The organism is Kitasatospora sp. NPDC093558, from assembly GCF_040683475.1.
In the GTDB taxonomy this organism is placed as follows: domain Bacteria; phylum Actinomycetota; class Actinomycetes; order Streptomycetales; family Streptomycetaceae; genus Kitasatospora.
In genome coordinates this window covers 1-6763 of the sequence record NZ_JBFBDY010000344.1, presented here as the reverse complement: position 1 = coordinate 6763, position 6763 = coordinate 1, and the positions used below count along the sequence as shown (strand labels likewise).

9 protein-coding genes are annotated in these 6763 nt (G+C 70.0%); 4 read left to right on the top strand and 5 right to left on the bottom strand.

What is annotated here, in order from left to right; translation table 11 throughout:
- Positions 1-77 precede the first annotated feature (77 nt).
- Positions 78-278 carry a DUF397 domain-containing protein gene (locus AB0O00_RS25815; protein ID WP_363655574.1) on the bottom strand — a complete coding sequence of 67 codons (201 nt, stop codon included), beginning with the start codon at positions 276-278 and terminating at the stop codon, positions 78-80.
- Positions 232-846 carry a DUF5753 domain-containing protein gene (locus AB0O00_RS25810; RefSeq protein WP_363655572.1) on the bottom strand — a complete coding sequence of 205 codons (615 nt, stop codon included), beginning with the start codon at positions 844-846 and terminating at the stop codon, positions 232-234. The genes AB0O00_RS25815 and AB0O00_RS25810 overlap by 47 nt, the downstream gene beginning before the upstream one ends.
- Before the next feature lie 375 nt (positions 847-1221).
- Between AB0O00_RS25810 and AB0O00_RS25805 the strand changes: the two genes are divergently transcribed.
- From AB0O00_RS25805 to AB0O00_RS25795, 3 genes are all read left to right on the top strand, one after another.
- Positions 1222-1485 carry a hypothetical protein gene (locus AB0O00_RS25805; protein WP_363655570.1) on the top strand — a complete coding sequence of 88 codons (264 nt, stop codon included), beginning with the start codon at positions 1222-1224 and terminating at the stop codon, positions 1483-1485.
- 122 nt (positions 1486-1607) lie between these two features.
- Positions 1608-2111, top strand: coding sequence for an NUDIX hydrolase (locus AB0O00_RS25800; RefSeq protein WP_363655568.1), 504 nt, complete (start codon positions 1608-1610; stop codon positions 2109-2111).
- 234 nt (positions 2112-2345) lie between these two features.
- Positions 2346-2906 carry a GNAT family N-acetyltransferase gene (locus tag AB0O00_RS25795; RefSeq protein ID WP_363655566.1) on the top strand — a complete coding sequence of 187 codons (561 nt, stop codon included), beginning with the start codon at positions 2346-2348 and terminating at the stop codon, positions 2904-2906.
- A gap of 431 nt (positions 2907-3337) precedes the next feature.
- Here AB0O00_RS25795 and AB0O00_RS25790 read toward each other — a convergent pair whose 3' ends face one another.
- Entirely contained in the window at positions 3338-3934 is a 597-nt protein-coding gene (locus tag AB0O00_RS25790; protein WP_363655564.1) for an HDIG domain-containing metalloprotein, read from the bottom strand.
- A gap of 291 nt (positions 3935-4225) precedes the next feature.
- Between AB0O00_RS25790 and AB0O00_RS25785 the strand changes: the two genes are divergently transcribed.
- Positions 4226-4948, top strand: coding sequence for an alpha/beta hydrolase (locus tag AB0O00_RS25785; RefSeq protein WP_363655561.1), 723 nt, complete (start codon positions 4226-4228; stop codon positions 4946-4948).
- A gap of 49 nt (positions 4949-4997) precedes the next feature.
- Here the strand turns inward: AB0O00_RS25785 and AB0O00_RS25780 are convergent, their stop codons facing one another.
- Positions 4998-6161, bottom strand: coding sequence for a hypothetical protein (locus AB0O00_RS25780; protein WP_363655559.1), 1164 nt, complete (start codon positions 6159-6161; stop codon positions 4998-5000).
- A partial coding sequence (locus AB0O00_RS25775; RefSeq protein WP_363655557.1) for a dihydrodipicolinate synthase family protein occupies positions 6158-6763 on the bottom strand: 606 nt, incomplete at its 5' end. The genes AB0O00_RS25780 and AB0O00_RS25775, both read right to left, overlap by 4 nt.

Genomic DNA, 6763 nt, shown 5'->3' with positions numbered 1-6763 from the left:
TTTACCCCCCCCCCACGCCGTGATCACAGCTTCGCCGGCCTGGTCGAGGCTGCCGGATCCGTCGGGATCGGGGAGTCTCAGACGTCGCCGAACTCGCCGGCCTGGACGGCGGTGACGAACGATCGCCAGGTGTCGGGGGGGAAGACGAGGGCGGGGCCGTGGGGGTCCTTGGAGTCGCGGACCCTTCCGGGGTGTGCGTCGTCCACCTCGATGCAGCCGCCCTGCCCGTTGCTATAGGTGCTCTTCCGCCATGCGGCGTCGGTCAGGTCGTCTTGCATGACGCTCATAGTCCTTCCGTGCTTCCCTGATTATGGCCAGGCTGTCCGGCTGATTGAGGGCATTCACCTGCAGACGATCGTACTGTCCAGCCCACCTGGATACGACCCCGGTGTCCTGCTCCAGGAACCCTCGTTGCAGCGTCTCGGTGTACCCCACCATCGTGCGGTTCGGCAGGGTTAGAAGCGTTACCGAATGCGAGAACGGACGCTCCTCGGCGAGCGCGTAGGGCGCGACCTGGACAACGATGTTGGGCCGTGTTGCCAGGTGCTCCAAGTGCTGTAGTTGGCGTGCCATGACGACTGGTCCGCCGATCGGACGTCGGATGGCCGACTCGTCGAGAACGACGTGGGCAGTCGATCGGTCCAGGATTCGTTGACGTACAGACAGGAGTCGTAGGCGTTCGTCGGCCTGCTCCTGCGTTGCTTCGCCGCGTCGAACCGGAGCTGACTCGTAGGCGGCGCTGTAGTCCGAGTACTGGAGTATGCCCGGCACCATGTCCACCTCGAAGAGCCTGATGGCCAGGGCCTCTCGCTCCTTGGCTGCGTACTCCGAGAAGCCGGGGATCAATGATCCGTTCTTCCAGCTCCACCACAGGAGCTCTAGTGAGCCGTCGGTCCCCAGCTCGGCCTCGCAGCGGGCTACGAATTTTAAAGACGGAGCTTGTTTGGCTCCCTCGACGTTCGAGATGTAGACGTTGGAGTACCAACGCGCTTGCCAAGCGCAATTTGTGTGAGTCCCCTCGCCTGCCGTGACCTGCAGATTTGAACTGCCAGCGCGGCTAGTGGAGATGATGTTGGATCAAGTGCGCGACGAGCCAAGATCATTCACCTTTGAGGTCGAGGCAACTAGAGAGTTGAAACCCTTCCGATCGTAGGGGCAACCGCGCCACCATGGCTACACCAGGTGATGCGCCGATAGCGCTGTGCGACTGCGGAGTCCCCCATGTTCGAAGACCAGAGATCAGTTCTGTCCGAAGTCCCCCTCCTCCACGAGGTGGTGATCGATCGTGGTCATCTCGACGACGGCCGTCCCCGTGAGGGCGTCTTCATGGAGCAGTGCGCCGGCGTCATGTACCTCCGTCCCATCGGCGGCGGCGTGGAATGGACCACGCGGGCCGATCAGGTCAGCGTCCTCAGCCCCCGGCAGATCGCGCCCGGCGCGGGCGTGCGCTCGTGGCGGCGTCTGCTCAACGACGAGCCGGCGTGAATCCGGGCGGGTTCCTCCTCGCCGGGCTCCACGTAAGTTCCCTGGCTGCCGGGGGATTTGCTGCCGTTGAGCACTACCGGCGATCCGTCTCCCCCATTCAAACCCTCACCCCAGGAGCGCAGTTGAACGACCACCTCATGCGGAAGCCGCCCGCCCGCCGCCTCGGGCAGCAAGCGCTCGTCCTCCACGAGAACCCCGACCTGGGAGGCGAACTCTGCGTCCTCCTCGTCGACCCCGTCTACCGCGACGGCTACACCCTCCCCGGCGGCAGCGCCGAGGCGGACGAGCTGCCCCACCTCGCCGCCCGCCGCCACCTGGAGTCCGAAACCGGCCTCGCCCTCCCGCTGCGCACGATCCTCACTGTCGACTACGTCTCCCGCGACAACTACCCGGAGGGGATCAACTTCGTCTACGCGGGCGGCGTACTGTCCCCCCGCCAGGTGAAGGCCGTGAACCTGTACCAACCGCCGGAGAACATCCAGGCCCTGCACTGGGTCCCCCGCGCCACGCTCCGCGACGTCATGCCGCCCGACCAGAGCCGCCGCGTCCACGACGCCTGGGACGCTTGGGAACACGGCGACGGCCTGCCGCTCCTCCTGCGTGGTGTCCCGGTCCCGATCAACTGACCCAGTGCCAATATCCAAGGCAGGCAAGAGCATTCATGGCACGAGGCCGATCACTGGATCCACCTGCGGACCACGAACCCCATCGAGTCCACGTTCTCCACGGTCAAGCTGCGGACCAAAGTCAACCGTGGGGCCGGAAGCCTGGTCAGGTGACGGCGCGGGGGAAAGCAGTTGCCGCGCGCCGGGCGCCCTGCTCGAATCGCCCTCGTGGACACCTACTTGGAAACCGGGCGCATGACGCTTCGCCGCTTCACCGAGGCAGACGTGGACGACTTGGCCGCTTTGCACGGTCACCCCGACGTCATGCGGCACATCGACGACGGCCGTCCCGTGCCCCGGGCCGTCGTCGTGCAGCAGCAGCTCCCGCGCATCCTGCGCGAGTACGACGAGCTTCCGAGCGGGCAGGGCTGCTTCGTCGCGGCGGAGAAGTCGTCCGGGAAGTTCCTCGGGTGGCTCTCGCTGCGCCCCGCGGCCAGCGTCGGCCTGAACGGCGGAACGGAGCTGGGCTACCGCATGCTCCCCTCCGTCTGGGGCCTGGGCTATGCCACCGAGGGCGCGCGGGCACTGGTGCACCACGCGTTCGCCGAGCTGGACGTGGACCTGATCGTGGCCACCACGATGACGGTCAACGCCGCCTCCCGGCGCGTCATGGAGAAGGCAGGGTTGTCCTTGATCCGCACCTTCTTCGAGGAGTGGCCGGAATACATCGAGGGGGCTGAGCACGGCGACGTCGAGTACGCGATCACGCGCGAGGCCTGGGCTCAGCGGCACGACCACCAGCGGTCATCCGCATGAACGTGGTTCTGGGAGACAGACCCAGGTTCGCCGCAGAAGTCGGCGAGTCAGGCCCGCTGTGCCGGGTTGACCTCTGGGCTGGGGGAAAGTGGCTGACCTGCGACGACAACATGGCCCACGTCCCCTCCTTCCGTCACCAAGTGCTGGCGACCGCCGCCTGGCAGCGATACGGCGGGGGTGAGCCCCCGCCGGATCCCACGCCACTCACCCGAAGGTACGCACCGACGTTTCAGGCGGCAGGCAGCGGCCGATGACGAGTCCGAGGCCGGCTACGTCAACAACGTCCGCCTGAAGCTCAAGCGGTTCGTCGAGCGCGGGATCCTGGCCGAGAGCGAGCAGGGGTTGTTCACCCGGCCACGGCCATAGTCGCCCCGCGAACCCGCGACCTGACCGCCTGCCCCAGCCGGGGCGTCGGCTCGCTTACCGTCCTCTCAGGCCCGCGGGTGGCTGTACCGATCCCGCACGGGCGTCAGGTCGGGTTCGCCGAACCGGGCGCGCAGCAGGGCGAAGGCCTCGACCTTGGCCGGGCCGAACCGCACCACGTAGGTGGCGTAGGAGTCGGCGGTGAGGAAGGTCGGGGGCGTGGTCTTGCTGTGGAACTTGTCCGCGTACATCACGAGTTGCTCTTCGGCGGTCTCGGCGAGGTAGTCGGCCTCGGGTATGTCCAGCCCCTGTTCGCGGATGTCGTGCCGGCTGAGGCCGACGCCGGTGTGGCAGCTGCAGAACCGGCGCAGGCGCTCCGAGTAGCCCTCCTCGCGCAGGATCTCGTGGCCGAGTACCCCGTGGCGGATGTAGCTGCGGTGATCGAGCCGGCCGGCCCGGTCGTAGAGGCGGTAGACCCCGATGTCGTGGAGCAGCGCGCCGACCCGCACCAGGTCGGCGTCGAGCGGGAGGGCGGCACGGGCCAGCAGCTGCTCGGCGATGTCGGAGACGATCTCGCAGTGGGTGAGTACCAGATCCAGCGCCTCGCGCGTCGGCGCGTGCCGCTCGTGCAGCGCGCGTACTTCTTCGATGGTCGGAAGAATCACCGCGGCAGCGTAACAACGTGGACGGTCAGGGATTCCTCGGTCCGGGCGGGGCCGAAGCGATCCGGTGACGACGGATGCGACATCACGTCACATACCGCCCTCTGAGACCGTCCCGAAATATTCGTTTGGCGGAGCAGGGTGGTCACTGCTACGTTTCCGGAGGCCGTGCGAGAGAACGAGGAGGTGGTACCCGTGAACGCAGTATCGATATGGGTGCTCTCCTCCGTGGTCACGGTCGGGCGATAGGTCGTCCGGGAGCGCCGTTCACGAGCTCTCCCGAAAGGCACGACCGTGCACTTCATTTCCGAACAGCACCACGACGACGGCGTCCTCGAGCGCGAATTCGCCCTCGGGGAGATCCCCGGCACCCTCTGGACGCCCGGATCCGCGCCGGCTCCGCTGATCCTCATGGCCCACAACAACGGCCTGCCCAGGCGGGATCCCCGGCTGGTGGGCCGGGCTCGGTACAGCGCCGCGCAGGGTTACGCGGTGGCCACCATCGATGCCCCCGGGTGTGGTGACCGGCCCGGTTCCGCCTCCGCCGACCAGGCCCGTGCCGAGCTGCGCCGGGCGATGCAGGCCGGTGAGCCGGTCGACGAGATCTTCGAGTCCCTCGTCGGGCCGCTGGTCGAGAACGCGCTCCCGGAATGGCGGACCGCCCTGGGCGCCCTCCTCTCCTTGCCCGAGATCGGCGGCCCGGTCGGGTACTCGGGGTGGACCGCCCTCGGCATCCGGCTGGCGGTAGCCGAACCGCGCATCGCGGCCGCCGGGTTCTTCGCCGGCGGTTACGTCCCCCGCGCCCAGCGCGAGGAGGCCCGGCAGGTCACCATTCCGCTGCTGTTCCTGCTGCAGTGGGACGACGAAGGGAACCCCCGGCAGCGGGCCCTGGACCTGTTCGACGCCTTCGGCAGCAGGGAGAAGACGATGCACGCCAATCTGGGCGGGCACGTCGGTACCCCGTGGTTCGAGCTGGAGGACGGGGGGAGGTTCTACGACCGACACCTGAAGTCCTGACATGAAGTCGGGACGTGAGTAGGCGCTGCCGGCCGGCCTGCCGCAGGCGTTACCGCGGGCTCGACGTCACCTTCTCGACGGCTGCCCGGACGGCGGTGAGGTCCTGGCTGGAGGCCAGGCCGAGGTGGTAGAAGCGCAGCTCGGTCGCGCCGGCCGCGGTCAGGTCGGCGCACCAGGCGGGCAGGTCGGCAGCGTCGCCGCCGAGGCCGGCGACGGCGCCCACGGTGGCCGCCACCCGTCGGCCGGGGGCCGCGTAGGCGCCGACGGCTTCCAGGGCGGCCGGCGAGCGGGTGGGGGCGAGCAGGACGGGCGCGGCGGTGTCGGTGTCGGTGTCGCGAGGGGCCAGGCCGGGGGAGGGGCCGAAGCCGAGTGGGTCGGGCTGGGCGTGCAGGAGGACGGGGAGGTCCGCGCGCTCGGCCGCCACGGCTGCGAGGACGCCCGCCCGGAGCTCGGCCGCCGCGCCCACCCGCATTCGGGCCACGGCCGCCGCCGACTCGGGGTCGAGTGCCGCGTCCTGGGCGGTGCCGGCGAAGACCGGGTCGAGCGCGTCCCGCACCTTCGCCCGCAGCGCCCACGGCTCGGCGCCCTCCGCCCGGTAGCCGTCCCGGCAGTGCGGGCAGAAGCAGAGCGAGAACAGCAGCCGCGCCGACGGGGGCAGGGCCACCCCGGCGACCTTGTCGTGTGCGTGCAGGTGGTCGAAGCCGTACCAGCCGCAGGACTCCAACTCCAGCCCGCTCAGGCCTGGTTGGGCCGCGACCTCGGCGGCCAGCGTGGCGCAGTAGAGGCGCACCGCAGGGGATGAGACGCACAGGGCCCACGGGTACCGGTCGCCGTAGGCGTTGAGGACGGCGGCCTCGGGGTGGCGGGTGCCGAGGCGCTGCCCGTGCGCGAGGACCGTCCAGGCGTACACCTCCACCCCGGCCCCGGTCAGCGACTCCGTGGCCCGGCCGAAGGAGCGCGGCGACCACGGCGCCTCCTCGGGCCGCAGACGCCCGGGGCCGGACCAGCGGTCCTGGTCGGGCCGGTAGTAGACGGCGGCGTGTTCGGCGGTGACGACTTTGTGGCGCGGGTGGCGGGGCGTCAGCGCGCGCACGCTGTGGTACGCGGCGGCGACGGCGGCCCGGCGGATGCCGAGCCGGGTGAGGCGCTCGCCGCAGGCCGGGTCGCCGTCCGCGTCCCAGGGATAGAGGTAGGCGCCGAAGGCCGGCGTCACGCCAGCGCCTCCCGCGTGCGGTCCACGAGCTCCAGCAGCGCCTGCACGTGCGCCGGATCCGGCTCCGTCAGGGGCGCGCGCACGCCCCCGACCGGGTGCCCCACCGCCCGCGTCGCCGCCTTGACCAGGGACACGGCGTACCCGGGCCGGAGGTTGCGCAACTCGACGTACGGGCGCAGGAAGAGCTCGGTGAGCGTCGTCAGTGTGGCCCGGTCGTCCTCGGCGAACGCGCGGTGGAAGGCGAGGGCGACGTCCGGGGCGAAGCAGAAGACGGCGGAGGAGTAGAGCGGCACGCCGATGGCCCGGTAGGCGAGCTGGGTCGTCTCGGCGGTCGGCATGCCGTTGAAGAACAGGAAGTCCTGGTGCCCGGCGGCGCGGGTGGCGCTGACGGTGCGCAGCATCCGGTCGAGGTCGCCGAGGCCGTCCTTGAAGCCGATGACGTTCGGCAGGGCGGCCAGGCGGGCGACGGTGCCGGGCTCGTACGCCGTCCGGTCGCGCTGGTAGAGGATCAGGTCGAGCGGCGTCGCCCCGGCGAGGGCGGTGATGTGGCGGACGAGGCCGTCCTGGCCGCCCTCGGGGCCGTACGGAGCGGGGTGTGCTTC